A 24,903-nucleotide genomic window follows, 5' to 3' on the forward strand; every position below is an offset into this window, starting at 1 on the left:
TCTGTAATTTGCACATCGAAAAATTCACTCATCTTCCATTTTTGAATGCTTACGTGTATCGTTCATCGTGATGTACAGGATCAACGAAAGCGCGATGCAAACAGTTACATACCAGTAAAACCACTGCGCATGGTGTTCATTTTTGAACCACAAGGCAATATACTCGGCAGTACCCCCAAATAACGATACGGCTATAGCATAAGGGAAGCCCACTCCAAGCGCACGCACATTAGCCGGAAAAAGTTCAGCCTTAACAACCGCGTTGATAGAGGTGTAACCACTTACGATGATCAGCGCGCAAAGGATCAGCGCAAATGCAACCCATACATCTTTGGTATGACTTAGCAAGGTCATAATAGGGATAGTGCAAAGCGTGCCCAGTATTCCAAAACCAATAAGCAGTGGTTTACGGCCAATTTTATCTGATAGTAAGCCGAATAAAGGTTGTATCACCATAAATACAGCTAATGTTAAGGTTGAGATGAGCGTAGCGGCACTTTTGCTAAAGCCTGAGGTGTTAACCAAAAACTTTTGCATATAGGTAGTGAACGTATAAAAGGCCAGCGTACCGCCAATGGTTAAGCCTATTACCGTAAAAACCGCTTTAGGGTGCTGCGTTAACGCTTTTATAGTACCATTCAGGGCATTGGGTTTGGTTCCCTCCTTTTCAAACGATGCAGACTCCTGTAAGCTCCGCCGTAAATACATGGTGGTAACGGCCAGTACTGCCCCTATACCAAAGGGAATGCGCCAGCCCCAGTCGTGCAATTGTTTTTCTGATAAAAATGCCCTCTGCAACAAAACCAACACGCCCAGCGCAAGCAACTGCCCCATAATGAGTGTTACATACTGAAAGCTCGAATAAAAACCGCGATGCTTTTTTGTGGCCATTTCGCTTAAGTATGTGGCGCTGGTACCGTACTCGCCACCAACACTCAAGCCCTGGATAATACGGGCCAAAACCAGCAATATAGGCGCGGCCACGCCAATAGATTTATAGCCCGGCGTTATGGCAATGATGAGAGAGCCAACACTCATCAACAATACAGAAAACGTGAGCGCGGTTTTACGGCCGCGTTTATCAGCAAAGGTACCCATCACCCAGCCGCCTATTGGCCGCATTAAAAAGCCGATGGCGAAAATACCTGCCGTGTTTAATAGCTGTACGGTTTGATTATCCGAGGGAAAAAAAGCATCTGAAAAATAAAGGGAAAAGGCTGTATAAGCATACCAGTCGTACCATTCAACCAAATTACCCAGCGATCCCCCAATGATGGATTTGATGCGCCCACCCGTGGTTTGGGGTAATGGTGATTTTATTTCATTCATAGGTTTGGCAGATATTGTTGGTTTCCGTAATATTAGGAATTTTAAAATAGAGGTACAATACCAATATAATAACCGGCATATTTACTTTAATAAAACTTAATCAACCTAATCTAACCCTATCAACCACTCACCGAACATGCTTTTCACCGAAGATTTTTTGCATTACATATGGAAGTTCAGGCTATTTGAGCGCGAAAACCTGCAAACTGTAGATGGTGAAGAACTGGAGATCTTTTCGGCAGGACTACATAATTCAGATTCGGGCCCTGATTTCCACAATGCCAGGATCCGCATTGGCGAAACGGTTTGGGCCGGGAATGTAGAAGTGCACCTTTCTGCTTCCGACTGGCAAAAGCACGGACATACACATGACGGTGCTTATGATAACGTGATTCTGCATGTAGTTTATCACAATGATGTGCCGCTGTTTCTGCCAAGCGGGCGCAAAGTCCCAACACTTGAGCTGCAAAACCGTATCAGTGAAGAGCTTTACAATAAATACCATAAACTGGTTTTCGGCAATCAAACTTTTATTCCCTGCGAAGCAGGCATAGCAACCGTTGATGGTCTCACCATGCAAAACTGGCTTACCCGTGTACTTGTTGAACGGATGGAAAAACGATCGGCCAATGTAGCGGCAGCTTTGGCACTTAACAAAGGCGATTGGGAGAAAACTTTTTACCAATTTTTAGCAGCAAACTTTGGCTTTAAAGTAAACGCCCTGCCGTTTGAGCTGATGGCAAAATCACTGCCTCAGCTTACCCTCGCCAAAAACAAAAACAACGCTATGCAAATAGAGGCGCTGATATTTGGGCAGGCAGGCTTTTTGGAGGGTGAGTTTAAAGATGAATATCCTTTGAAACTTCAAAAGGAATACAGCTATCTCAGCAAAAAATACAACCTTAAACCGATAGAGAACCATTTGTGGAAGTTTATGCGGCTAAGGCCTCAAAATTTTCCGACAATCAGGCTGGCGCAGTTTGCGGCGCTTATAGTACAATCAAGCCACCTGTTATCCAAAATACTGGAAATTAAAGAAGTAAAAGCCCTGCGTGGTTTGTTCACAGAGATCAAAGTGAATGATTACTGGGAAGATCATTACCGCTTTGATGTACAATCCAAGCCATCGTCAAAAAGTATGGGCGATGGATCTGTTGATATTTTGCTGCTTAATACCGTGGCCTTGTTCCTGTTCAGTTATGGCAAACAGCATCAGCAGCAATATTATATTAGTCGCAGTCTTAAATTATTAGAAAATTTACCGGCCGAAAAAAACAATATTATCGCCGATTTTGTTAACTTAGGAGTGAAAATTGATACTGCGTTTGAATCACAGGCATTGCTTGAGTTAAAAAATAATTACTGTAACTATAAGAAATGCCTGCAATGCGGCGTTGGTAATAAGATACTAAAACTGGCCTGACACCATGCTACAGCGAATACTCACTTTTTTTGAACGGTACTCTTTTGGCGTATGCACCTATCTTGGCGAGCGTTTTAATATTTCTATCTCCAAGATCCGGCTTTTCTTTATCTACTCCTCGTTCCTGGCGGTAGGTTTTCCGCTCATATTTTATTTCTTTGCTGGTATTGTATTGGATATCAGGAATTTCATCAAACGCAAACATACCGGGGTTACTGATCTTTAACCGCTGACTTTTTTTGATTACGTTGATTTCGCTGATTTTTGTTTTATGGATTTCACTGATTGCTTTTTGATTTCACCGATTTCGGATTGGGGACACCTATATCATTCATTAAACCAGTTTACCCGTTTTTACGGCATCCTGTAGGTTCCGCACTTTAAATTTGGGGGTATAGCAGTATTGGGCCAGCTGCTTAACCCACGTGGTGTTGTAGCCAAACATCAATTTTATCATCTTTACCCGGGTTGAGCCTTTGGGATAGCCGTATTTATACCAGCTGAATTTGGACGGATCGACATTAAACTCTTCGGCAAAATCGGCAAGAAAAAGATCTATCTCAATATCAAAAATATCCAGATCAAGATCGATACTGGTATCGAGGCTCAGGCTGTGTGGGTCAACCTTGTGGATCTTATACCTGTTGCAATAATCAACAATAAATTCTTTTAAGGGTGGCAGTATCTCTTCCATTTAAACGAATATTAATTTGACCATTTAAGTTATGAGACGTAGCTTTTGAAATAAGGTTGCATACAAATTTACTTTATTTTTAAATCCCTTAAATTGAGCTCAATAGTTAATAAATGTTAAATTTTTATTGCTGCTTAACGACCCTTTATGCTGCTAAAATCAACCCGATGTATTATTATTGCACCAGGTAAACCAGATACTTCAAATGAACCTAAAAGTAATTGCCTTTGATGCCGATGATACCCTTTGGGTAAACGAACCTTACTTTCAAGCTACTGAGGAAAGGTTTTGCAGTCTGCTCGAAAATTTTTCGCCGCAGCATACCATTTCCAAAGAGCTTTTTAAGGTTGAAGTTGATAACCTGCCGCTTTATGGTTATGGGATAAAAGGCTACATCCTGAGCATGATTGAGGCAGCGCTAAGTATTTCCGAAAAAAACATCAGTGTTGAGGTAGTTGAAACGATACTGCAATATGGCAAGGATATGCTTAACCAACCGATAGAAATCCTAAATGACGTAGAGCATGTATTATCTTCATTAAAAGACCATTACAGGCTGGTGGTAGCTACCAAAGGCGACCTGCTTGACCAGGAGCGCAAACTCAAAAAATCCGGACTGGCACATTACTTTCACCACATCGAGATCATGAGCGATAAAAAGGAAGATGATTATATCAAGCTGATCAAACACCTTGATATCAATCCCGAAGAATTTATGATGATCGGTAACTCCCTAAAATCAGATGTGATGCCGGTGATCAATATTGGCGGGCATGCTGTTCACGTACCTTTTCATACCACCTGGGCGCATGAACACGTGGAGACCGTTTTAACTCACGAAAATTTTAAACAGGCTGATAAGATCAGCGAGGTGCTGGAGTTTGTTATGAAGTCCTAAGCTCCAAGCCGGAAGTCTCGAGTATTAAGTTTAAAGTCAATTTACTCTGCTCATTACTTTCGACTAAAAACTTAGAACTTAAGACTTCCGACTTAAGACTCTAAATACTTTTCTCCATCACTATCAGTTCAATATGCTGTTTAGCATCGCCGAAACGTCCATGGGCGTGAAAAGGCTGAATTTCGCCGGTTGGTCTGTAGCCCCGGCGCTCGTACCAGCTTATAAGTTCAAAACGGGTGCTGATCACTGTCATCGTTAGCGTATGGCAATTATGTTTACGTGCGTAAACTTCGGCTTCTTCAATTAAGGCACGCCCTACACCTTTATTTTGCAGCATTGGCGATACACTAAACATCCCTACATACAGCTTCGGATACCTGATCTCAAGATAAACTGTGCCGGTTATATAGCCATCCTCATCGGTATGTTTTAAAATGATGATATTTTCATCATTCATATAAGTGGTAAGTGTTTCTTCATCAATGCGAAGCCCTCCAATTAAATCGGCTTCGGTTGTCCATCCTTTTTTGGAGCTTTCGCCACGGTAAGCACTATTCACTAAAACGTTAAGTTCAGGAACATCAACAACGGTGGCTTGAGTTATTACAGGCATATGCTTAATTTAAGGACGCCAAATGTAGTATTTGCAAACTTTAAATAAAAGAACAAGGCATAATTTTAAAGCCTGCGCAGTTATATCAAATGACATTAAAAAATCCATTCGTTTTAAAACCAAGCTGTATATTTAATAGTTAATAACACATCTGTTTATATTAAACCCAGCCATGGCTTTTATAGATTATTACAAAGTATTAGAGCTTGATAAAAATGCATCCGAAAAGGATATTAAAAATGCATACCGCAAGCTGGCCCGCAAGTATCACCCCGACCTTAACCCTAACGATGAAGAGGCCAACAAAAAGTTTCAGCAGTTAAACGAGGCGAATGAAGTATTAAGCGACCCGGAAAAGCGAAAGAAATACGACAAATATGGCGAAAACTGGCAGCATGGCGAAGCGTACGAACAACAGGCACGCCAACAGCCCGGCGGGCAAGGCGGTGGCTTTGGTGGGTATGGCGGCTTCGGCGGTGCAGAGGGATTTGGAAGTACTGAAGGTTTTGGAAGTGAAGATTTTTCGGATTTCTTTCAGTCGATGTTTGGCGGTGCCGGAAGTGCGCGCGGAGGCAGACAGGCAAAATTCCGCGGGCAGGATTATAATGCCTCGTTGAGCTTAAATCTTCGCGATGTACTTGAAACACATAAGCAAACGCTCACCGTTAACGGCAAAAATATCCGCATCACTATACCCGCAGGTATCGAGAACGGGCAAACCATTAAAATAGCCGGTCATGGCGCTCCGGGCGTAAACGGCGGCCCTGCCGGCGACTTGTATATTCAGTTTAACGTTGCCCCTGACGCCGGCTTTAAACGTGATGGGAACAATTTATATACCACGTCAAAACTTGACCTATACACTGCTATTTTGGGCGGTGAAATAACTGCTGATACATTAAACGGCAAGGTTAAAGTGAAAGTAAGCCCGGAAACACAAAATGGCACCAAAGTAAAGCTGAAGGGCAAAGGTATGCCTGTTTATAAAAAAGAGAATGAATTTGGCGACCTATACCTGACCTACGACATCCAAACTCCAACCAACCTTACCGAAAAACAAAAGCAACTGTTTGAAGAACTGGCCAAATCATCAGCCTAAATTAAACGCATTATGAAAACAGCAGAGTTAATAGCCGCAAACGATTTTTGTGTATACCATAATGTTGAATACACCTTTATTACTTCATTACATGAAGCGGGCCTGGTTGAAATTACTATCATCAATGAAACCACCTTCATCCCACAAACCGAACTCCAAAAGCTGGAAAAGCTGATCAGTCTGCACGAACTGGATATCAATATAGCAGGTATTGAAGCTATCTCTCACTTGCTTGAACGGATCGAAAAACTACAGGAAGATATGAAGTATTTGAAAAACAGGCTGAGGTTGTATGAGGATTGATTCCCCCCTTAGGAGAAAGAAATATAACGCGTCATTGCGAGGTACGAAGCAATCCCCAAGAGGCAGAGCAGCTATACAAATCTCTCTGTACAGTTTGGGATTGCTTCGTACCTCGCAATGACGCTATTTTAATTAATTGCAGAAAAGCTGCCGCCACTACACCAAATACTTATTCATCATCCGCTCACTTATGATATTAGCTTCATCAATAACCGGTTCAGGGTATCCCATTGATTTGAGAATGGCGATGCCGTTTGTATTTTTAAGCAAGCCTTGTTTCAGAATATAATCAAACACCAGCACCCGCCCGTCTTTCGACTCTGAGAATGAATACACAACAAAGTCCTCATCCAGCAGTTCGGCCAATTCAAGGTCATGGGTTGAAACAAACACAAAATTCTGATTAGCTGTAATATATGACAGAACTGATTTTGCTGCCGCGATGCGCTCAATGGTGTTGGTACCCCTGAAAATTTCATCAATGATCACCAGGCTTTTTATCTCTTCCTTTTTAGCGCTGTTATCGAGGATATTTAAAATTGCCGATGCCTGTGCCTGAAAATAGCTCTTTTGTTCATCAATATTATCGCTGGTTTTTATACTGGTTTGTATTTTCAGCAACGGCGCTTTGTAAGCCTTTGCACAACTTGTAAATATAGTTTGGGACAACAGCGTGTTTATACCCAGCGCTTTAATAAATGTAGTTTTACCAGCCATGTTAGATCCGGTGATCAATGCTCCCCTATCGGCATCCGTTGTATAAAGCGAATTGCTTACACAATTGATTACCAGTGGATGAAAAAGTTCAGTAACCTCTATCCTTTCCTCACCTTCCGTAAACTCCGGCTTCGCATACGCAGGCAACCCGTCACGTACAGATTGTATTGCTATCAATGTATCGGCCCGGCCAATAAATTCATACACCACTTTTATATCATTACGATATTTACTTACCTGTGTCAACGATGAACTGTATGTACCCGGCTCAATTACAAAAAGCAACTTAAATAACCGGAAAATTTCATAACTAATTTGGCTTGTACTATTTACAAAGCCACTTTCTATGCTCACAAACTTAAGCGCCCGTTTTAGTCCTGTTAAGTTGGTAAGAGACTGTTTTACCTCCGGTACCTGACCAAATTTCCCGCTTTTTACCAAGGCCACCGCAACTTTATGCATAACCAGCATTTGAGGTAGTGCCTGGGTATAAGAAGAAATTCCCCTACGGTTAGTGATATGTATAACAATGTTGTAAGCAAACAACAGCACTAAAAATATGACACTAAAAATATTGGGAATAGCAATTAATGATATAAGGGTTGCCAAAATCAGAAACGGAGAAACTCTGATATAAAAGTTCACTACAGGTGATAATACCGGCTCATGTACTTTAAGAAAAAGATCAGCGATAAAATAGGCATCAGGATGGTTAAGCCTGGATAATTCAACCTCTATCAATTCCCGCCCGGGAATATCCATATTAAGGTCCTCAATACTATTATCAAGGTCATGCAAAGCATCGATATCGGTTATAGGATGGTGCAGCAAATTAAACAGGTATTGTTTACCGGGTTTGCTGTTCGTTCTGTCAATGTAGTTGAAAACATTGATCAGATCGAGGTCATTTGCAGTTTGAGTTGAAAGCTTATTTTTATTTTCTGCCGAATTTAAGTAGATACTGATCAACTCAAAATTTCGGCGCGCATTAACAGGCTTACCCCACTTACCTTTAATTTTCACCAATCGTTTTTTAGCCCAACGTAACCTATCATAATATGACTTTATATAAAACGCCCCGCTTATAATAAGAACAATTATTGCAAAAAAGACAAAGTAATACATGCCTAAAAATATAAATTTTAATTAAACCAACCTATCTGTCACCAGTCATAATTATGTATTACAATTCAGGTATTAACTAAAATTTACAACCATGAAATTGATCAGATTTTCAATAATAGCTTTTGTGATGATGTTTTCATTTCAGTTTGCGAAAGCTCAAAGCATAAGTATACATGCACATTTTGGACATCCATATCACCGGGTAGTTTACACAAGGGGATATTATGCAAGGCAGGTTTATTATGGACGTGATGTTTATTACGGGCGTCCGCATTACTACGCATCACGATATTATGATGCGCCCGTATATCGCCACAGATATTATCGTGTTAATCATTACTACAGACACTGGTAAAGTAAACAAGAAGCCCCCGGGATTATCCCAGGGGCTTCCTGTTTTAATCATGGCTGGCCGCATCACGGGCCATCTCAACAATTACTTCATCAAGGCGTTCAAGTTCTGTTATCATATAATCAAGTATCTCAACATCGGCAGGGTTATCTTTTAACAGTCCTGCAAGTCCTTTTAAATTGGCAACCGGGCTGCGCATATAGTGCGACTGTTTCCAGGCCATATTTTTTATGCGGTTAATATGATTATGAATCCGTTCGTAAGCAACTTTCAGGTTATTTTCGATATTCTTTCTTTCGGTGATATCGTAAAGGGCCAGCATCAGGCCTAATATATTATCATGACTGTCTGTTATAGGGAATAAGCGCACATAAAACCAGCATTTTGAGCCATCTGCCTGAACATAGTCCACTTCATAGCTTACATTTTGACCGTTTAAAACCTGTTGGTTAAATTCAACAAATTGCGGAAACCGCTCGGGCGGAAAAAAATCGGCAAGCTTATCTCCATTTTGAGGATCATGGTTAAACTGGCCCCTTACAAATGCTACAGCTTTATGATTAAATGCTAAAACCTTAAGATCTTTATCAAACAGGGCATAAGCGGTGTCGGTTGTGTTTAAAATGGTTTGCAGGTTTGCCTCCGATTTTTGAAGCAATTCTTCCGACCGGAGTTTTTCGGTGATATCATTAGCAATTGAAAGCCTCACCAGGCGTCCCTCATATATGATATCCTGGCCAAAGATCTGAACGTTTATCATCGATCCATTTTTTTTTCGATGGAGTGTAGTCATTGTATTGCCCCACAAAGGCGCCTCTTCGGCGTACCCTCTATACATTTCAGCCCATTCTTCTGGAGGTCTTACATCCTTGATAGTCATGCTTAAAAATTCCTCGGCTGTATAACCATAGTGTTTGGTAGCCGCATGGTTTACCGCAATTATCGATAGGTCATTTTTGGCTATCATCCACATAGGTAATGGATTGCTATCAAAAAGAAGCTTATATTTTTGTTCAGATAACCGCAGTTCCTCTTCAATTTTCTTCCTCTCGGTTATATCTATCATCGAGCCGATAATGGTTGGTTCATCATCAATTTTTGCCCTTGTACCGTAAAATTCAACCCAATTGTTTGAACCATCTTTACAGCGTCCCATCACCTCATAATTCACACTTTCAACTTCGCCCGAAAGCCTGGCCCTTACATGTTCGGTAGTTGTGGCCTTATATTGATCGCTGATAATAACATCAACGGACGAAACTCCAATTAATTCATGAGGTTCATAACCAAAAACATGTGCAAACCTCGGGTTAACATAAATAAACGTACCTTTTTGAACTATGTAAACCCCAACCATTGATTTTTCGGCCAGCGTGCGGAATTTAAGTTCGGCCTCTTTAAGTCCGGCCTCCATAATTTTACGGCTTGTAATATCACGAGCTATCACCAGTACGCTATCTTTGGTAAATCTTTTCACGTTGATCTCCACGTCAAAAACCTGCCCGTTTTTCTTTACAAAACGGCGTTCTTTCATAACTGCATTATGCAAATCATCCGGACCAAGCGTTACCGGTTCGGCCTTCAAATTTTCAGGATCAATGATCTGTGTTGCCTTAAGCTGCAGCAATTCTTCGCGGTTATAGCCGGTCATCCTGCACATACTGGCATTTACTTCGGTAAAACGTCCTTCAAAGTCAATTACATATATGGCATCGGAGGCATGCTCAATAAGGGAACGATATTTTTCTTCGCTGACCTCAAGTTTAACAACCGTATTAACAAGTTCAGAAGCATGATGATGCATTCGTTCGGTAAGGGCAGTATTAAGATCGATGATCCTGTTTTCGGCTTCAAGCCTCTTTTTTTCAAAGTAGTTGAGCAAAATCAGGGCGATGCCTGATATTACTATATAAACTAACGTATTTAACAGCCAGTTTCTTTGCAGCAGATTAAAAACAAGCATGATAAGCAGGCTTATGATAACAATAATCTTGTTTTTCTGCGGATAGTTCATTCAAATAATATAATAAGCAAAGGCCTGCGTAAAACGACTATCTAATTTTTCAACAAAACCGATTTAGGTGAGCAAAGGTAAATTACAACTAATCTGTTAATAACGGGAATCATCTGTGAAATAATATAAAAATGCTGGCAACCTATTTTAACTTGTCCTTAAAAAAAGCATGCAATGCCTGCTGCGTAAACGCCGACAAAACAAGTTCCCCACTTATGGCAGCACGTTGTTTAAGTAAATCATCCCAATCGGCCGTGCCTTCCCAAAGTACCTGCTTTAAATGGGCAAGTGCTGCCGGGTTATATAAAGCCAGCTTTTGTGCAAGTTCAGATACAGCCGCGTCAAGACCAGGGAGATCTTCATACACTTCATTATACAAACCATTTTGCTTTGCCCATTGAGCAGTTTGAAAATCAGCAGTCCTGATGCTAAGTTGAGAAAATGCAGGCAACCCCGTTTTGCGGATCACTGCAGGAGCAATTACAAAAGGGCCAATACCAATAGTAAGCTCACTTAACTTTACTGATGCCGCTTCGCTGGCCAGGCAGTAGTCGGCAGCAGCAGCAAGGCCAACGCCTCCTCCCACTGCTTTTCCCTGTACCCTTGCGATAATTATTTTAGGACATTTACGGCAAGCGCTGATTACGTTGGCAAACCCTTCAAAAAATGACGTACCGGTGTCCTTATCTTTAATTTGTAACAACTCATCAAAACTTGCACCTGCACAAAAAGTACGGTCGCCCCCGCTCTTTAAAACAATAACCTTTGTTTTTGGATCGCTACCGGCGCTGGATATGGCTTCGGCAAGCTGTTTTAATAATGCCGATGGCAATGAATTTTGTGCCGGATGATAAAAACTAATGATTGCTATCCCACCCGTTTCGTTTATAATGGATACATTTCCGTTTTCGGCAGACATATTTTATGGTTTATATCAGGTTTTGAGGCCAATATCAGAAGTATTTAGGTAAGCCGCAATTTTGAGCCGAAATAACACGTGTTTATTTTTGAAGCAACGGCAACTCAAAATAAAAAGTAGCACCTTCGCCCAATTCACTTTCAACGCCTATATCGCCTTTATGGTTGTTAATAATCTCGGCCGAGATATAAAGTCCCATGCCAAGCCCGCTCGCCATAAATTTCTTGTCCTCGACACGATAAAACCGCTCAAAGATATGCTCAATTTGCCCGGCCGACAGGCCGATGCCAAAGTCGGTGACAGATACACGCACTTTTCCGTTTACGCTTGCGGTTTTAATGATGATCTTCTTATTATCGGTTGAATATTTTACAGAGTTATTAATGAAATTTACAAGTACCTGCTCCAGGCGTCCGGCATTGCCATCTACATAAAAGTTGCTTTCTGATTTATTAATAAAATCAAATTCGGGATAAAGATGAACAGCGCTTTCAAGGGTCAGCGATACCAAATCGCGAAGATTTACTTCTGCCATGGCGTATTCAAGCCTGCCAGCATGTATTTTGCTCACATCAAGCAAATCGTTTACCAGCCGCTGAAGTTTGTTTAGAGCCCCGCTTGCCTTTTCAACATATTGCTTCACCATTGGAGGGACTTCCTCCCTTTTATAAACCGTGATAAGCTGCAAGTAACCTTTCAGGCTGGTTAAAGGCGTTTTAAGTTCATGACTGGCAACACCAATAAATTCGTCTTTTAAATCAAGCTGCTTTTTCTGTTCTTCAATATCAGTAGCGGTACCAACCCAAAAAAGGATTTCTCCGGTATCGTCTCTTAAAGGTACTGCCCGGTTAAGGTGCCAGCGATAAGTATTATCCCAGCGCAGGTACCTGTTCTCCAACTCAAAAACACTTCCGTTTTTTAAAGAATCCAGGTAAACATCCATCGTTTTCTGCAAATCATCGGGGTGCACAATCTGTTGCCAGCCCCAGCCTGCTGTTTCGCCATACCGCCTGCCCGTATAATCAAACCAACGCTGGTTGTAAAAATTTACTTCTCCACCGGGCAGGTTTGTCCATGTCATTTGAGGTATGTTATTAGCCAGCAGCTTAAAGTGCTCGCGGCTGATCAGCAAATCGCTGGTGCGCTCTCTTACTGTGTCTTCAAGTTCATTATTTAGCCTTTCGGCAATATTTTGAGCTTCCTCAAGCTGATCATTCTTTATTTTCAGCTCCCATTCCGTTTCCTTTTGAGCAGTTAAATCGGTTAAAATCAAGCTTAACGCTGTTCCTTCATCAAGATCAAGGGTAGTACATGACAGCAAACAGGGCGTTAATTTACCATCCAGGCTTGATAGCAAGATCTCACCTTTACAGTCGTTGTTCCAGCCATCTTTTATTACTTCCTCATATTTTCCTGCGGATACCTCTGCAATGAAATTATCAAAATAAATGCCGATCACTTTTTCAAGCGGCTCATTAACCATTGCCGCAAAGCGCGAATTACTATATAAAATAATTCCTTTGCGGTTAAGGGTAACAGCCCCTTCGTTCATTTTTTCAATAAAAACCCGGTAGGTTTGATCAGCTGTTTTTAGCGTGTAAAGCTGGTGCCCTTCATCACCCTTAACCACAAGCGCATCAACCTGACCGCTGCGAATGGCATCAATGGTATCATTGGCTTCTTCTAACTGAAAACGCAACTCATTATTTTCGGCCAGCAACTGCTCATATGTATATTTAACTGACTCCATGATCAACTTTCTGAATATATACCAAGCCCTTTCAAAACTTTGGGAGTATCTGACATATCTCCTATAAGTTTCCTTTCAATGCCAGGAGATTTTTTGATAAGCAATGGCAGTGCTACAATCTGCTCAGCTTCGGCTATTAGCGGCTGTTGATAAACATCAATTATTTCCAGCTCGTAATTAGCTTTTATATGTTGTTCACAAATATTTTTAAGATTAGTAATAGCCCGGATAGAATTAGGCGATGCTCCAATCACAAATAAACGCAATCGAAAAAGTTGGTTTTCCCCTTCACTTAAATTATTATCGGCATTTAAAGGCGATTGGTTTTGCTCCGTCATTTATTTATTATTTACAGGCCTGATGTTTAATCCAACCAATACTTTCTCTTCGTTACTTAAATCGCCTATTATTTTGCGAATCGGTTCAGGCACTTTCCTTACTAATGTCGGAACAGCAAAAATCTGATCACCCTCCGCCAATTGTGGCTGCTGCAGTAAGTCAATTACTTCAATAACATATTGACCTTTTAAATGTTCTTCACAATATTTTTTAAGATTGGTAAGCGCAGTAACGGATTTTGCCGTTTTCCCTGCCACATACAATCTTAATTCATACTTTATAGCTTCTTCCAGTTCCATTACTTTTTACTTTTTGATTTACTTTTAGGAGCATCGGCATTACCACGGCGGATATTTGTTATCTCCTGCCTGTTTTTTTCAATGATGTCCTGTTTTAACTCTTCTTCAAGGTACATTTTATTCAGTTCTTCCTCGGCCGATTCAAACTCAGCCTGCAGGTTTGCAATTTTCGATTCGAGCATCATCCGCCTGCGCAGTATCTCTTTATCCTTGCGGGTTACGGCAAAGTCCCTGAGCGCCACGCCTGTTTTTTCTTTTAGCTTTTGTGCCTCACGTGCCGATCCGGTAAGCACCCCTTCAGGGCCAAGGTATACATCAACCAGGTTCAAGCCATTATCAGTTATTGTAAACTCACGCACTTGATTCGAGTGGCTCATCCCACGAGATTTCATAATGTACAAGCCCCTGTTGCGTTCGCCGTTCGACTCAATATCCCTCACAAGCAACCAGGCATCAACTAATGATGACACACCCTCATCAGTTTGTTCGCTTACAATTGTATTAAGGCTAAGCGCAGTGAACATAACGGTGATCTGCTCGTCCTGTAAAAAATCAATCAGCCTGATAAGCATGGATTTCACCTCACTTACCGAGCCTACTGTGATGAGATTTGTGATTGGATCAAGGATCACAGCTGCGGGTTTAAACCTTTTAATAATCTTATAAATAGCAACAAGGTGCATTTCAAGTCCGTAAAGTGTAGGACGCGAGGCGTGAAATTTAAGCAAGCCACTATCAACGTGTTTTTTCAGATCGATATTGATTGATCCCATATTCCGGATGATCTGCTTTGGAGATTCCTCGAACGCAAAATAAAGACACCGCTTTTTATTGCGGCAAACTTCGTTGGCAAAACTGGCTGCGATACTTGTTTTACCGGTACCTGCCGTGCCCGAAACCAAAATACTGCTTCCCTCGAAAAAGCCTTTGCCTCCAAACATACTGTCAAGCGAGGGAATACCTGAAGAAATCCGCTTTGATGACACCTCCTTTTCAAGTTTTAAAGAAGTAACCGGTAGTACTGAAATGCCTTCTTCGTCAATTAAAAACGGATACTCATTAGTACCATGCTGCGAGCCACGATATTTTACTACACGCAAACGACGGGTTGAGATTTGATTGATGACCCTGTGATCAAGCAATATCACGCAATCAGAAACATACTCCTCAAGTCCCTGGCGTGTCAGTGAAACTCCGTCGCCCTTTTCGCCTGTGATAACAGCTGTAACGCCTTTATCTTTTAAAAAATTAAAAAGCCTTCTCAATTCGGCACGAAGTATAACCTGATTTGACAAACCAGAAAAAAGGTTCTCCAGCGTATCCAAAACCACCCTTTTGGCCCCAATACTATCAATAGCATAACCTAAACGAATAAATAACCCTTCCAGGTCATATTCGCCGGTTTCTTCAATCTCGCTGCGGTCAATATGCACGTGATCAAGCCTGATCTTTTTATCATCCTGAAGTTTTCGCAAATCAAATCCAAGCGAGGCAACGTTAGATGCCAGTTCATCTGCTTTCTCTTCAAAAGCCATAAATACGCCGGGTTCATTAAACTCGGTAGCACCCCTGACTATAAACTCAAGTGACATCAATGTTTTACCGCACCCTGCCTCACCACATATTAGTGTAGGCCTCCCTTTTGGTATACCACCACCTGTTATTTCATCTAAACCAGTAATGCCAGTAGGGGTTTTAGGCAATTGTTCAAATGTTGTTAACTGTTGTTTTTTTTGCAATTTGGTCATATAAATCTGATCTGTTTAAGCTGCCTGTATACCATAACCATCAAGCATACAGGTTTTTGTTTTTATTGGTAAGGTAATAGTGATACCGGTAAAATTGTTTTGTTTTTTTGATTTCCAAACTGTAAAAAATTAAAAACAATATCAAACTATTAATGCTAATAATACGAATAAATAAAACATATCAATTAAAACAACAACAACCTATATCTCTAAAAGTAAACTTAAACATTTATACACGTTTCTTGTTTCCATAAACAACATTTAGAATAGGCAGCTGCTGTTAAGGGTACCTGAACAAAATCGTTTTGTAAAACTTAAAATGAAATACAAACCCCGCTTGTGTTTAGTATTTTCAACCATTATGGATTATATTTATATGTTTTATCCGTACAATGAATAATTCCACAAACCTGCATCCACAATTAAACGAGGATATTTTCCGTATTCTGATTAAGGAGTCCCCTACTCCTGTTGCTTTGTATATGGGTGAAGGTATGGAGATCAGGATAGCCAACAAGGCTATTATTGATATTTGGGGTAAAGGTGAAGATGTAATTGGCCGCACTTATTTCAACTTGTTGCCCGAGCTTGAAGCGCAGGGCTTCCATGCTATATTATTAAACGTGTATAAAAGCGGCATCGCTTACGAGGGTAAAGAAGAAAAAGTTGATCTTTTAATTAACGGCAACATCGAAGAGTTTTATTTCAACTTTACTTTTAAACCACTGCATAATGACAAAGGCGAAGTTTGGGGGATACTTAACACGGCAGCCGATGTTACCGAACTGGTAACTACGCGTCAAAAACTTGCCAAAAGTGAACAACGCTTTCAATTTGCCCTGCAGGCTGCCGAGCTTGGCACCTGGGATTTAAACCCCAAATTGCAAACTGTAATATGGGACGAGCGCTGCAAAGAGCTATGCGGTTTTCAAAAAAACGACGAAATACAATATACCGATTTGTTGAAATTTGTGCACCCGGAAGATGCACAACGATTACGCGCCGCAGTAATACAGGCATACAACCCGGCAAGCGGCGGTAACTATGATGTAATTGTGCGCTCTATTGACCATGCCGGGCATTTAAAATACTGGATCCATCTTAAAGGAAAGGCCTATTTTAATAATAACGACGAACCCATCCGTTTTGCCGGAACTGTGCAGGATATAACCCGCGAAATATTGGACAAGCAGGAGCAACAAAAACTGCTTGCATTAATTGATAATACTGCCGATATGATTGCAGTAGGCAGCATGGATGGCAATGTTACCTATATCAACAAAACTACTTATGCGCTTTTAGGTATCGGGAGCGCAAAAGAAGCTCTGATACCTGGCGTTGAATATTTTCCAAATGATGAGTCGGGCAAGGTAAATAACCAGATAATACCTTCCGTACAACAACATGGCAAGTGGGAAGGTGAAATGCATTACCGGCATTTTAAAACAGGCGAAAACATTTCTGTATATGTTAGCTGTTTCAGGATTGATGACCCTTTGAATGGCTTACCCATTGGTATGGCTTCTGTAGCCCGCGACCTTCGCCCCGAAAAAGCGGCAAGAAACGAACAATACAAGCTGCTGTCACTCATTAATCATAGTTCAGATTTTGTAAGTCTTTCGGACCTTGATGGTAATGTGACCTATGTAAACACAGCCGGGCAAAAAATGCTGGGTATTAAAGGCATCAATGAGCACAAAAGACATAATAGCGAATTCCTAATGCCTGATGAGCTTAGTAAGCTAAAGGATAAGGTAAATACCACTTTGATGAATGAAGGCCGGTGGAGTGGAGAAATAGTTTACCGCCATTTTCAAACCGGAGAGGCCATACCTGTATACGGTACCACTATGCTGGTTTACGATGCCGTAACAGGATTGCCGCAGGGCCGGGCTTCAATTGCCCGGGATATGCGACGAGAAATAGCCGATAAAAAAGCCCTTACCGATAGTGAGCAATTGCTCAAAAGCATTACAAATGCATCGCCTACGGCGCTTTGGATGGCAGATACCGAAGGTAATATTACCTATGTAAACCAAACCTGGATTGATTGGACGGGCATTAAATTCAACGATAATTTGAGGGCCGGATGGACCATTGCCATTTTAGAAGACGACCGGGCCCGGGCTGTCGAAAAGTTTTTAGCAGATTTAAATGCGCGCCGGTTTTACGAAGTTGATTTTAGAATTACACGCCGGGATGGTGAAATAAGATGGTGCATAGCAACTGGTAATCCGCTATATAACCAACGGGGGGAGTTTACCGGATATGTAGGTGCCTGTACAGACGTTACCGATAAAACACTTGCCGAACGTGAAGTACAATTACGAAACAGGGAACTCAATGACCAGATCAGGCAGTTTGAGTTTGTTACCGATTTTATGCCTGTACAGCTTTGGACAGCACGTACAGATGGCGAGCTTGACTATGTTAACCGGCGGGCTGTAGATTATTTTGGTATTGCTGCAAGCGAGATAGCCGGCCCCGACTGGCTTAACGGAATTCATCCCGACGACAGGGACGATTGCATTGAAGCCTGGACCAATGCAGTAAATACCGGAAGCGTTTATCAATGCGAATTCAGATTAAAAGATAAAGACCAGAATTACAAATGGCACCTGGCCAGGGCTTTACCTTTTATCATTGACGGACAAATCATTAAATGGTTTGGTACTAATACAGATATTGATGAGCAGAAACAGCTTCAACGCCAAAAAGATGATTTTTTAGGTATCGCCAGTCACGAATTAAAAACTCCTGTAACCAGCATAAAAGCTTATGCCCAGGTGCTCGGTGCCATGCTTACTAAAGAAGGTGAGCATAAAAAGGCCGAAATGGTGCTCAGGATGGATGCCCAGGTTAACCGCCTTACCAATCTCATCGGCGATTTACTTGACGTTACTAAAATCAACTCGGGCAGGCTGCAGTTTAATAAAACATGGTTCGATTTTAATGAAGCCGTGCAGGAAACCGTTGAAGACCTCCAGCATACCACCCAAAAACATAAGCTTGTACAAACCTATTCCCAAACAGGCAAAATCTACTCAGACAAAGATCGTATAAGTCAGGTTATTACAAATCTTATTACAAACGCTATCAAGTATTCACCGCATACCGATACCATTATTATCACTACCAGCCGCCAAAACAATGAAGCCATTGTTTGTATACAGGATTTTGGCATTGGCATACCCAACGATAAAAAGGACCGGGTGTTTGAACAGTTTTATCGGGTAAGTGGAAATAAGCAGCATACTTTCCCCGGTTTGGGGTTAGGATTATACATCTCTTCAGAAATTATCAAGCGCGAAGGCGGCAGAATGTGGGTAAACAGCATTGAAGGCAAAGGGTCTACTTTTTGCTTTGCATTACCTGTAGATGATACCAACAGTTAATTTTTTACCGGGTCATTTACGTTTAGGTTAGTTTATCATAAATAATTTCAGAGGGTTTAACCAAGCCCTCACGCCTAACATGAACGCAAAGAATAAAAAAATCATGATTGCAGATGACGATCCCGGTATTGTTGATGCAGTGGAAATGCTGCTTGAATTTGAAGGCTACGAGGTAACATCAACCGTTGACGGTTTAACAGTGCTGGAAATGAAAGAAGATTTGCCCGACCTGTTATTGCTGGATATATGGATGAGCGGTGAAGACGGCCGCGATATCTGTAAAAAGTTTAAGGAAGATAAATTAACCCGCAACATTCCTGTTATCATGATATCGGCAAGCCACGATGTGCGCGAATCTGCCATGATAGCTGGTGCCAATGATTTTTTGGCCAAACCATTTGATATGAACGACCTGTTAAAAAAGGTTGCCTATTTTACCCAAAAGCAAAACGCAGAATAACAACAAGCTTCATTGATCAACTAAATAAATTTTACCCCTCCTCGGGATGAGCCCTGGCGGCGGCCGTCTCATCCGGCCGCCGATTCATCCCGTTGTATCAGGTAAAATATTTAAAGTAATTGATCTTTAAACTACTTGAAGTGTAACTAAAATACAAAAACATTAACCCATAAGCTATGTTATTTATTATAACAAAACTCAATAGCTATGGGAATTTTACAGCACATACAGCACCAGATCTCCGCGTTGAATGATCTGATTAAAATAAATAACGACAGGGTTGCCGGTTATCAAAAAGCCACCGAAACAACCGACGAAGCCGGCTTGAATTTACTTTTCAATGAATATATTGATCAAAGCAAAAGTTACGTTAATGAAATACGTGATTACATTCACGTATTAGGCGGCGACCCAGCAGAGGGCACTACCCTTTCGGGTAAATTTTATCATGCCTGGATGGATGTTAAAGCAGTTTTTGTTAATAAAGACAGGCATTCAATATTATCAGATTGTGAATATGGCGAGGATGTAGCCAAAAAAGCTTACCGCGCCGCTCTTGATGATAAGGAGTTGATATGGGAAGATGAGCAAGTTGTGAATTTGCTTAACAGCCATTTGGAAGGATTAAAAAAAGCGCATGATACCGTTAAATCTCTCAGGGACGCGGTCAATGTCTAATTAATTTTGCAGTACAAACAGATGAATAAATCAAATCAATCATTTTTTTCGGCATGCCGCGTGCCTGATCAATACACAAAGGTTACCTGCACTCAAGACAAAGTAATTTATACGCTGTCGCAATTAAAACAAGCTACGGTAGCTGATATTACTTTGAAATTAGGAGAGCTTGAACCTGCAGTAAATGCCTTCACACACGAAAAAAACACAATTGAAGTTCTTGATTATCTTTTTGAGCGGGGAATGGTGAAGATCACCAGGCAAAACGGCGAATTAAACTACAACCTGGTTAACGCTTAATCAGGTTGTAATTTATTGTCGCCTGTTACATTCCCGGTGCAAGCGGTTTTGCCGATACTATGCTATCAACCACAAAAACGCTTACTCCCCGCCATGGCAGCGTATGCAGATATTCTTTATAATGAAGCTCTAAAAATGAGCCTGCATTGCTGCTTAGTTGCTTAGCAACTTTTTCATCGGTTACAGAAAACATAAATTCGTTGGATCCAATGGTACCACCGGTTGCCTGGGTACGTATCCCGCTTTGAATAAGCCGGCCCTCGTAGGTCTTAAAAATATAGCCTTTCTTTACAAAATAATTCATCGTGCCGGCTTTTGTTCCCTCTCCAAAAACAAAATAATACCGGTACGAAAAAAATCCAACTATAATCAGCAGTAATATAAAAGTGATAATGAACTTAGTTTTTGTTTTCATTGAAGATTTTATTTGCTAACTAAGCTACAAAAACTTAACAGCTAAGCAAATATTTATCTACCCCACCAGGACTCGTTTAGTTTGCTTGCTTATCTCCCTCTTTAATTTTTGTAAGGCTAACCTTCCTGAATGATTCTACTAAAAAATGCACCAGCCCTGTTAGGTTAAATGGCGGATCATTGGTTGTTAGCGTAAGCTTATCTTTATTGTTTTCAAAATCGATATCCAGGTAATAGTTAGGTGCATCTGTAACCTGGCTGGCCTGCTTCCAATCGTACATTTTTTTTAATTCGCTATGTTTTAGCCAATAATTCAGGCTATCAAGTTGCAGCCTTGTAAGCTTGCCTGCATAATCTCCTTTGTAAGGCTCAGCAAATTCACCGCCTTTTAAACGATAAGTGCCATCCGCCCAAATATTGATCAATAATTGCGGACAATTACCATAGCAGGTTGAAGATAAAAAACGAAGTTTTGAAAATTTGATGCCGCTATCGAAACTGGCTTTGTAGTTTTTAAACTGCAGCGGGGGGCGACCGGCCAATTTTATTGCATTATCATTTACAGCCTTGATGGTTAGTTTTTTCCCGTCAAAATAGTTGATGATGAATTTAGAAATATCGATATGCTGTTGTTTGAAATTATCGGCACTTGTAGTATACGTGTCAATTATTTTAAGTGTATCGTGTTCTATTTTGTATTTATTTTCATGTTTCTTAAACCCATCGAAATTAAAATAGGCCTTGCCTTCACCAAAATAAATATAACCAAGGTCTTCGTTGAGCCATTCTTCAGATTCAACGGTAGCATGCTGTGCCAATGCCGAACTGCACAGAACGGTAAAAGATAAAAGAAGCAGTAATATGCTTTTCATGTAAACTAAACTTACAAACTCAAATAATATTGGGTTAGCGATTCAAAATCATCAAACTTATTATCGTAGTCATCGGTATTGCCAAAACCATAACTAACAAACGTAAAAGGAATACCCGCAAGCCTTGTTTGTTCAGCATCGCCATTAGTGTCGCCTATATAAACCGGGCTTTGTAACTTATGCTTATCCATAAGCAGGTGCATGTTATGGTTTTTGGGCATTTGATTAGTGCCATACGCCATGCTATCTGTAATAACCTCGTTAATGCCCGCCCAGGTTAAAAACAATGGAATAATGCCAACTGCGCAATTACTTAATACAAAAAGCTTGTATTTATTTGCCAGTTGCTTCAAACCTTCGGTAACCCCCTTGTACATAATCCCCCCGCTGGTGGGTAATATTTCACGCCTTACCTGGTTTACTGCATTGTACACTTCCATTCCTTTTTCTTCATCAAATTCGGGCAGTAAAACACGGGTAAGTTTTTTACCGTCCATGCCAATTACATGCAGCAGCTCATCTCGTTTTATTGTTCTTTGAATATCAAGCTTTTGAAATATCAGGTTCCATGATTCGGCGTAGGTGTCAACGGCGTCCCAAAGGGTGCCGTCCATATCAAAAATGAGACTGTCGGGTTTCTGCATTAGCTAAAATTATGTTTTTCGCTAAGATGAAAAATTAACGGCAATTAATGTTCATGTTTTCTTCATTATTAATCCTCACCTTAGCAGTGTGATAAGGTTAACGCGGGTCGGCTTAGCAGGAGGCTGAGCCCGCAAAGAACCCCCGCCTCTCGGCGGGGGTTTCTTTTTTTAGCTGGAAGGCCCAAGTTCAAAACCTTGATTCCTAACGATAACAATTCTGAATTCTTCTGCTTAAGACTTGCGACTTAAAACTAAAGACTTATCCCATCCCCTACTTTGTAAACCTCATGAAACCTGATGCCTTGCTTGTCAAAATGCTTTTTGTAAGCAGCATAACGCTGAATAATGAAAAAATCTTTGGCATACCCGTCATGCACAGGAAAGATCTGTTTTGGATGCAGTTCATCGGCAAAGGCGGCAATTGTTGGCTCATTGGTAAAAGGGGCCATGGTTACCATGATAAGTAATTCGATCCCCTTAAAATTCAATAATTTATCTTCCATAGAATCAACCGGGTGCAATACTTTATTATTGATCAGGAAGCCTGTCATTTGAGGCAAAGGATTATCCATGATCAGCTCATGCCTAACCGGGAAAGCCTGTAGTTTAAATGGCCCTGCTTTGTGAGTACCTTCTTCAAGGAGCGTATATTTTAAATTGATCTTCTCCAGTTCCTTACCTACCTGCGAGTTTGTAATAACTTCCGCTCCGCTTAAATCAACAATACTCTTTAAAATGTCGATATCAAAATGATCAGGATGAATATGTGTGATCACAATAGCTTTCACATCGCTAAACATTTGAGGCGTAACTAAACCCTCAGCAAACGAAAACTTTCCCGGATCAAATAACAGCTGATAACCATCGAGTTCAAATAGCAGGCACGAATGCAGGTATTTTGATATTTTCATAAGCAGAGGTTTAATTCCTAAAGATACACAGGAAAGGCTTATGAAGTTTTAGAAAATATGTTTATTCGCTTCTTTAACAAGCGATGAAATAATAAAGCGTCATCACTTTACGAAGCAGTCATAAGTTATACCGGGCTAACATGCAAACCGGAGATTGCTCCGTACCTCTCTCTGACGCAATCGAGCACCCTACAGCAATTCTGTAGCCAGATTAGCCAGCTCGCTTCTCTCGCCTTTTTGCAGCGTAATGTGCGCATAAAGCGGATGTCCTTTGGCTTTATCTATTAAATATGACAATCCGTTACTTTCTGCATCAAGATATGGGGTATCTATCTGGTAAATATCTCCAGTAAATACAAATTTGCTGTTTTCGCCGGCACGGGATATGATAGTTTTTACTTCATGCGGGGTGAGGTTTTGTGCTTCGTCAACAATAAAAAAGATCTTACTAAGCGTACGTCCACGGATGAAAGCCAGCGGCGCTATCGAGATTTTATCGTTGTTAACCAACTCATCAATTTTGGCCTGCATCTTTTCATCGTCGGCAAACTGATCTTTAATGAATTTCAGGTTATCCCATATCGGGGCCATGTAAGGATCAATTTTTGATTTGATATCACCAGGTAAAAAACCAATATCTTTATTACTTAAGGGAACTATGGGGCGGGTTACAAAAATCTGCCGGTAATATTTTCGCTGTTCAAGGGCACTGGCCAGGGCTAACAACGTTTTACCAGTACCCGCGTTGCCTTGTATAGTTACCAATTTAATATCCGGGTGCAACAAAGCATGAATAGCAAATGACTGCTCCATATTACGCGGAAAAATATTTAGCACGGGCTGTTCAGTAACTTTTTCCAATTGCCTTGTTTGCGAATTGTAAAAACCTACCGTATCACCCTTTTTTCCTTTTAATACATAGAAATGATTATTTGTATAAGATGCTACCTTTAAATTTTCGGCAGGTACGTTCTCGTTTTTGTTAAGCGTAGCAATAAGCTTTTCGGTCACCTTATCCACGTCTGTTTTGCCGGTATATAACTCTTCCAGGTTTTTGATCTTACCTGTTTCATAATCTTCGGCATGCAGGTTAAGGGCTTTGGCTTTAAGGCGCAAACAAATATCCTTTGATACAAGCACCACTTTTTTTCCGGGATTTTCTTCCTGTAAACCGAGGGCTGCATTCAAGATACGATGATCTGTTTTATCCGAGCCAAAAATCTGCTCGGCATCCTGTCCGGTAGTTTTAGTATCCATAGCAACTTTAAAGCTGCCTTTGGTTTTGCCGTTAAGCGGAATCCACTCATTAATGAGCCCATTGTGCGATAGATCATCCATAAGCCGGATAAAGCTTCTGGCCTCGAAGTTGCGGGTATCGTTACCGTTTTTTTTGTTGTCGAGCTCCTCCAGCACCTGAATTGGTATAGCTACATCATGCTCTTGAAAGTTTTGAAATGCGTTGTGATCATACAAGATCACGGAAGTATCTAAAACAAATATTTTTTTTTTCTGGTTACGCTGGCCGTCCTTCATATCCGTCTAAAATAACGATTTTAACGTTTGAAGAAAAATTTCTCCACAAACAAAAAAACCTGTAAAAGCGAAAA

At 40.9% G+C, this 24,903-nt stretch carries 25 protein-coding genes; 10 read left to right on the top strand and 15 right to left on the bottom strand.

Features of this window, described 5'->3' with window-relative positions; translation table 11 throughout:
• Window positions 1-24: 24 nt before the first annotated feature.
• Window positions 25-1,329, bottom strand: a complete 1,305-nt coding sequence (locus MTO98_RS18120; RefSeq protein ID WP_243480296.1) for an MFS transporter — start codon at window positions 1,327-1,329, stop codon at window positions 25-27.
• A gap of 136 nt (window positions 1,330-1,465) precedes the next feature.
• Between MTO98_RS18120 and MTO98_RS18125 the strand changes: the two genes are divergently transcribed.
• Both MTO98_RS18125 and MTO98_RS18130 read left to right on the top strand, forming a co-directional pair.
• Window positions 1,466-2,752 (top strand): DUF2851 family protein, encoded by a 1,287-nt coding sequence (locus MTO98_RS18125; RefSeq protein WP_243480297.1) that lies wholly within the window; start codon window positions 1,466-1,468, stop codon window positions 2,750-2,752.
• Between the two features lie 4 nt (window positions 2,753-2,756).
• Window positions 2,757-2,978 carry a PspC domain-containing protein gene (locus MTO98_RS18130; protein WP_022830549.1) on the top strand — a complete coding sequence of 74 codons (222 nt, stop codon included), beginning with the start codon at window positions 2,757-2,759 and terminating at the stop codon, window positions 2,976-2,978.
• A 108-nt stretch (window positions 2,979-3,086) separates the two neighbouring features.
• Here MTO98_RS18130 and MTO98_RS18135 read toward each other — a convergent pair whose 3' ends face one another.
• Window positions 3,087-3,446 carry a DUF1493 family protein gene (locus MTO98_RS18135; protein ID WP_243480298.1) on the bottom strand — a complete coding sequence of 120 codons (360 nt, stop codon included), beginning with the start codon at window positions 3,444-3,446 and terminating at the stop codon, window positions 3,087-3,089.
• A gap of 205 nt (window positions 3,447-3,651) precedes the next feature.
• Between MTO98_RS18135 and MTO98_RS18140 the strand changes: the two genes are divergently transcribed.
• Window positions 3,652-4,344, top strand: coding sequence for an HAD family hydrolase (locus MTO98_RS18140; RefSeq protein WP_243480299.1), 693 nt, complete (start codon window positions 3,652-3,654; stop codon window positions 4,342-4,344).
• A 100-nt stretch (window positions 4,345-4,444) separates the two neighbouring features.
• Here MTO98_RS18140 and MTO98_RS18145 read toward each other — a convergent pair whose 3' ends face one another.
• Window positions 4,445-4,957 (bottom strand): GNAT family N-acetyltransferase, encoded by a 513-nt coding sequence (locus MTO98_RS18145; protein ID WP_243480300.1) that lies wholly within the window; start codon window positions 4,955-4,957, stop codon window positions 4,445-4,447.
• 172 nt (window positions 4,958-5,129) lie between these two features.
• Between MTO98_RS18145 and MTO98_RS18150 the strand changes: the two genes are divergently transcribed.
• Both MTO98_RS18150 and MTO98_RS18155 read left to right on the top strand, forming a co-directional pair.
• A complete protein-coding gene (locus MTO98_RS18150) occupies window positions 5,130-6,056 on the top strand; it encodes a DnaJ C-terminal domain-containing protein (RefSeq protein WP_243480301.1) in 927 nt (308 codons plus the stop codon).
• A gap of 12 nt (window positions 6,057-6,068) precedes the next feature.
• Entirely contained in the window at window positions 6,069-6,359 is a 291-nt protein-coding gene (locus MTO98_RS18155; RefSeq protein WP_243480302.1) for a chaperone modulator CbpM, read from the top strand.
• Window positions 6,360-6,515: 156 nt separating this feature from the next.
• Here the strand turns inward: MTO98_RS18155 and MTO98_RS18160 are convergent, their stop codons facing one another.
• The gene (locus MTO98_RS18160; RefSeq protein ID WP_243480303.1) at window positions 6,516-8,099 is read right to left on the bottom strand and encodes a hypothetical protein; all 1,584 of its coding nucleotides are present in this window, start codon (window positions 8,097-8,099) and stop codon (window positions 6,516-6,518) included.
• 193 nt (window positions 8,100-8,292) lie between these two features.
• Between MTO98_RS18160 and MTO98_RS18165 the strand changes: the two genes are divergently transcribed.
• Window positions 8,293-8,556 carry a hypothetical protein gene (locus MTO98_RS18165; RefSeq protein ID WP_243480304.1) on the top strand — a complete coding sequence of 88 codons (264 nt, stop codon included), beginning with the start codon at window positions 8,293-8,295 and terminating at the stop codon, window positions 8,554-8,556.
• 43 nt (window positions 8,557-8,599) lie between these two features.
• On the opposite strand, the gene MTO98_RS18170 is transcribed toward MTO98_RS18165, so the two are convergent.
• From MTO98_RS18170 to kaiC, 6 genes are all read right to left on the bottom strand, one after another.
• Window positions 8,600-10,567, bottom strand: a complete 1,968-nt coding sequence (locus MTO98_RS18170) for a PAS domain S-box protein (RefSeq protein WP_243480305.1) — start codon at window positions 10,565-10,567, stop codon at window positions 8,600-8,602.
• Window positions 10,568-10,709: 142 nt separating this feature from the next.
• Complete coding sequence (locus MTO98_RS18175; RefSeq protein WP_243480306.1) at window positions 10,710-11,486, bottom strand: enoyl-CoA hydratase/isomerase family protein; 777 nt, start codon at window positions 11,484-11,486, stop codon at window positions 10,710-10,712.
• A gap of 82 nt (window positions 11,487-11,568) precedes the next feature.
• Entirely contained in the window at window positions 11,569-13,236 is a 1,668-nt protein-coding gene (locus tag MTO98_RS18180; protein ID WP_243480307.1) for an ATP-binding protein, read from the bottom strand.
• A gap of 2 nt (window positions 13,237-13,238) precedes the next feature.
• Window positions 13,239-13,574 (bottom strand): circadian clock KaiB family protein, encoded by a 336-nt coding sequence (locus tag MTO98_RS18185; protein ID WP_243480308.1) that lies wholly within the window; start codon window positions 13,572-13,574, stop codon window positions 13,239-13,241.
• A complete protein-coding gene (locus tag MTO98_RS18190) occupies window positions 13,575-13,874 on the bottom strand; it encodes a circadian clock KaiB family protein (RefSeq protein ID WP_091206144.1) in 300 nt (99 codons plus the stop codon).
• The gene (gene kaiC, locus MTO98_RS18195) at window positions 13,874-15,622 is read right to left on the bottom strand and encodes a circadian clock protein KaiC (protein ID WP_243480309.1); all 1,749 of its coding nucleotides are present in this window, start codon (window positions 15,620-15,622) and stop codon (window positions 13,874-13,876) included. The genes MTO98_RS18190 and kaiC overlap by 1 nt, the downstream gene beginning before the upstream one ends.
• A gap of 392 nt (window positions 15,623-16,014) precedes the next feature.
• Between kaiC and MTO98_RS18200 the strand changes: the two genes are divergently transcribed.
• The 4 genes from MTO98_RS18200 to MTO98_RS18215 all read left to right on the top strand — a co-directional run bounded on the left by MTO98_RS18200 (window position 16,015) and on the right by MTO98_RS18215 (window position 20,455).
• Entirely contained in the window at window positions 16,015-19,017 is a 3,003-nt protein-coding gene (locus tag MTO98_RS18200) for a PAS domain S-box protein (protein WP_243480310.1), read from the top strand.
• A 79-nt stretch (window positions 19,018-19,096) separates the two neighbouring features.
• Entirely contained in the window at window positions 19,097-19,477 is a 381-nt protein-coding gene (locus tag MTO98_RS18205; protein ID WP_243480311.1) for a PleD family two-component system response regulator, read from the top strand.
• A gap of 207 nt (window positions 19,478-19,684) precedes the next feature.
• On the top strand, window positions 19,685-20,155 hold the full coding sequence (locus MTO98_RS18210) for a PA2169 family four-helix-bundle protein (protein WP_243480312.1): 471 nt from the start codon (window positions 19,685-19,687) through the stop codon (window positions 20,153-20,155).
• 21 nt (window positions 20,156-20,176) lie between these two features.
• On the top strand, window positions 20,177-20,455 hold the full coding sequence (locus MTO98_RS18215) for a hypothetical protein (protein WP_243480313.1): 279 nt from the start codon (window positions 20,177-20,179) through the stop codon (window positions 20,453-20,455).
• A gap of 25 nt (window positions 20,456-20,480) precedes the next feature.
• Here MTO98_RS18215 and MTO98_RS18220 read toward each other — a convergent pair whose 3' ends face one another.
• The 5 genes from MTO98_RS18220 to MTO98_RS18240 all read right to left on the bottom strand — a co-directional run bounded on the left by MTO98_RS18220 (window position 20,481) and on the right by MTO98_RS18240 (window position 24,829).
• On the bottom strand, window positions 20,481-20,870 hold the full coding sequence (locus MTO98_RS18220; protein WP_243480314.1) for a hypothetical protein: 390 nt from the start codon (window positions 20,868-20,870) through the stop codon (window positions 20,481-20,483).
• Between the two features lie 76 nt (window positions 20,871-20,946).
• On the bottom strand, window positions 20,947-21,741 hold the full coding sequence (locus MTO98_RS18225; RefSeq protein ID WP_243480315.1) for a DUF6438 domain-containing protein: 795 nt from the start codon (window positions 21,739-21,741) through the stop codon (window positions 20,947-20,949).
• An 11-nt stretch (window positions 21,742-21,752) separates the two neighbouring features.
• On the bottom strand, window positions 21,753-22,385 hold the full coding sequence (locus MTO98_RS18230) for an HAD family hydrolase (protein WP_243480316.1): 633 nt from the start codon (window positions 22,383-22,385) through the stop codon (window positions 21,753-21,755).
• A 251-nt stretch (window positions 22,386-22,636) separates the two neighbouring features.
• A complete protein-coding gene (locus tag MTO98_RS18235; RefSeq protein ID WP_243480317.1) occupies window positions 22,637-23,296 on the bottom strand; it encodes an MBL fold metallo-hydrolase in 660 nt (219 codons plus the stop codon).
• A 189-nt stretch (window positions 23,297-23,485) separates the two neighbouring features.
• Entirely contained in the window at window positions 23,486-24,829 is a 1,344-nt protein-coding gene (locus MTO98_RS18240) for a PhoH family protein (RefSeq protein WP_243480318.1), read from the bottom strand.
• Between the last annotated feature and the right edge of the window lie 74 nt (window positions 24,830-24,903).

Origin of the sequence: Mucilaginibacter sp. SMC90, from assembly GCF_022811725.1 — a bacterium.
GTDB lineage: Bacteria > Bacteroidota > Bacteroidia > Sphingobacteriales > Sphingobacteriaceae > Mucilaginibacter.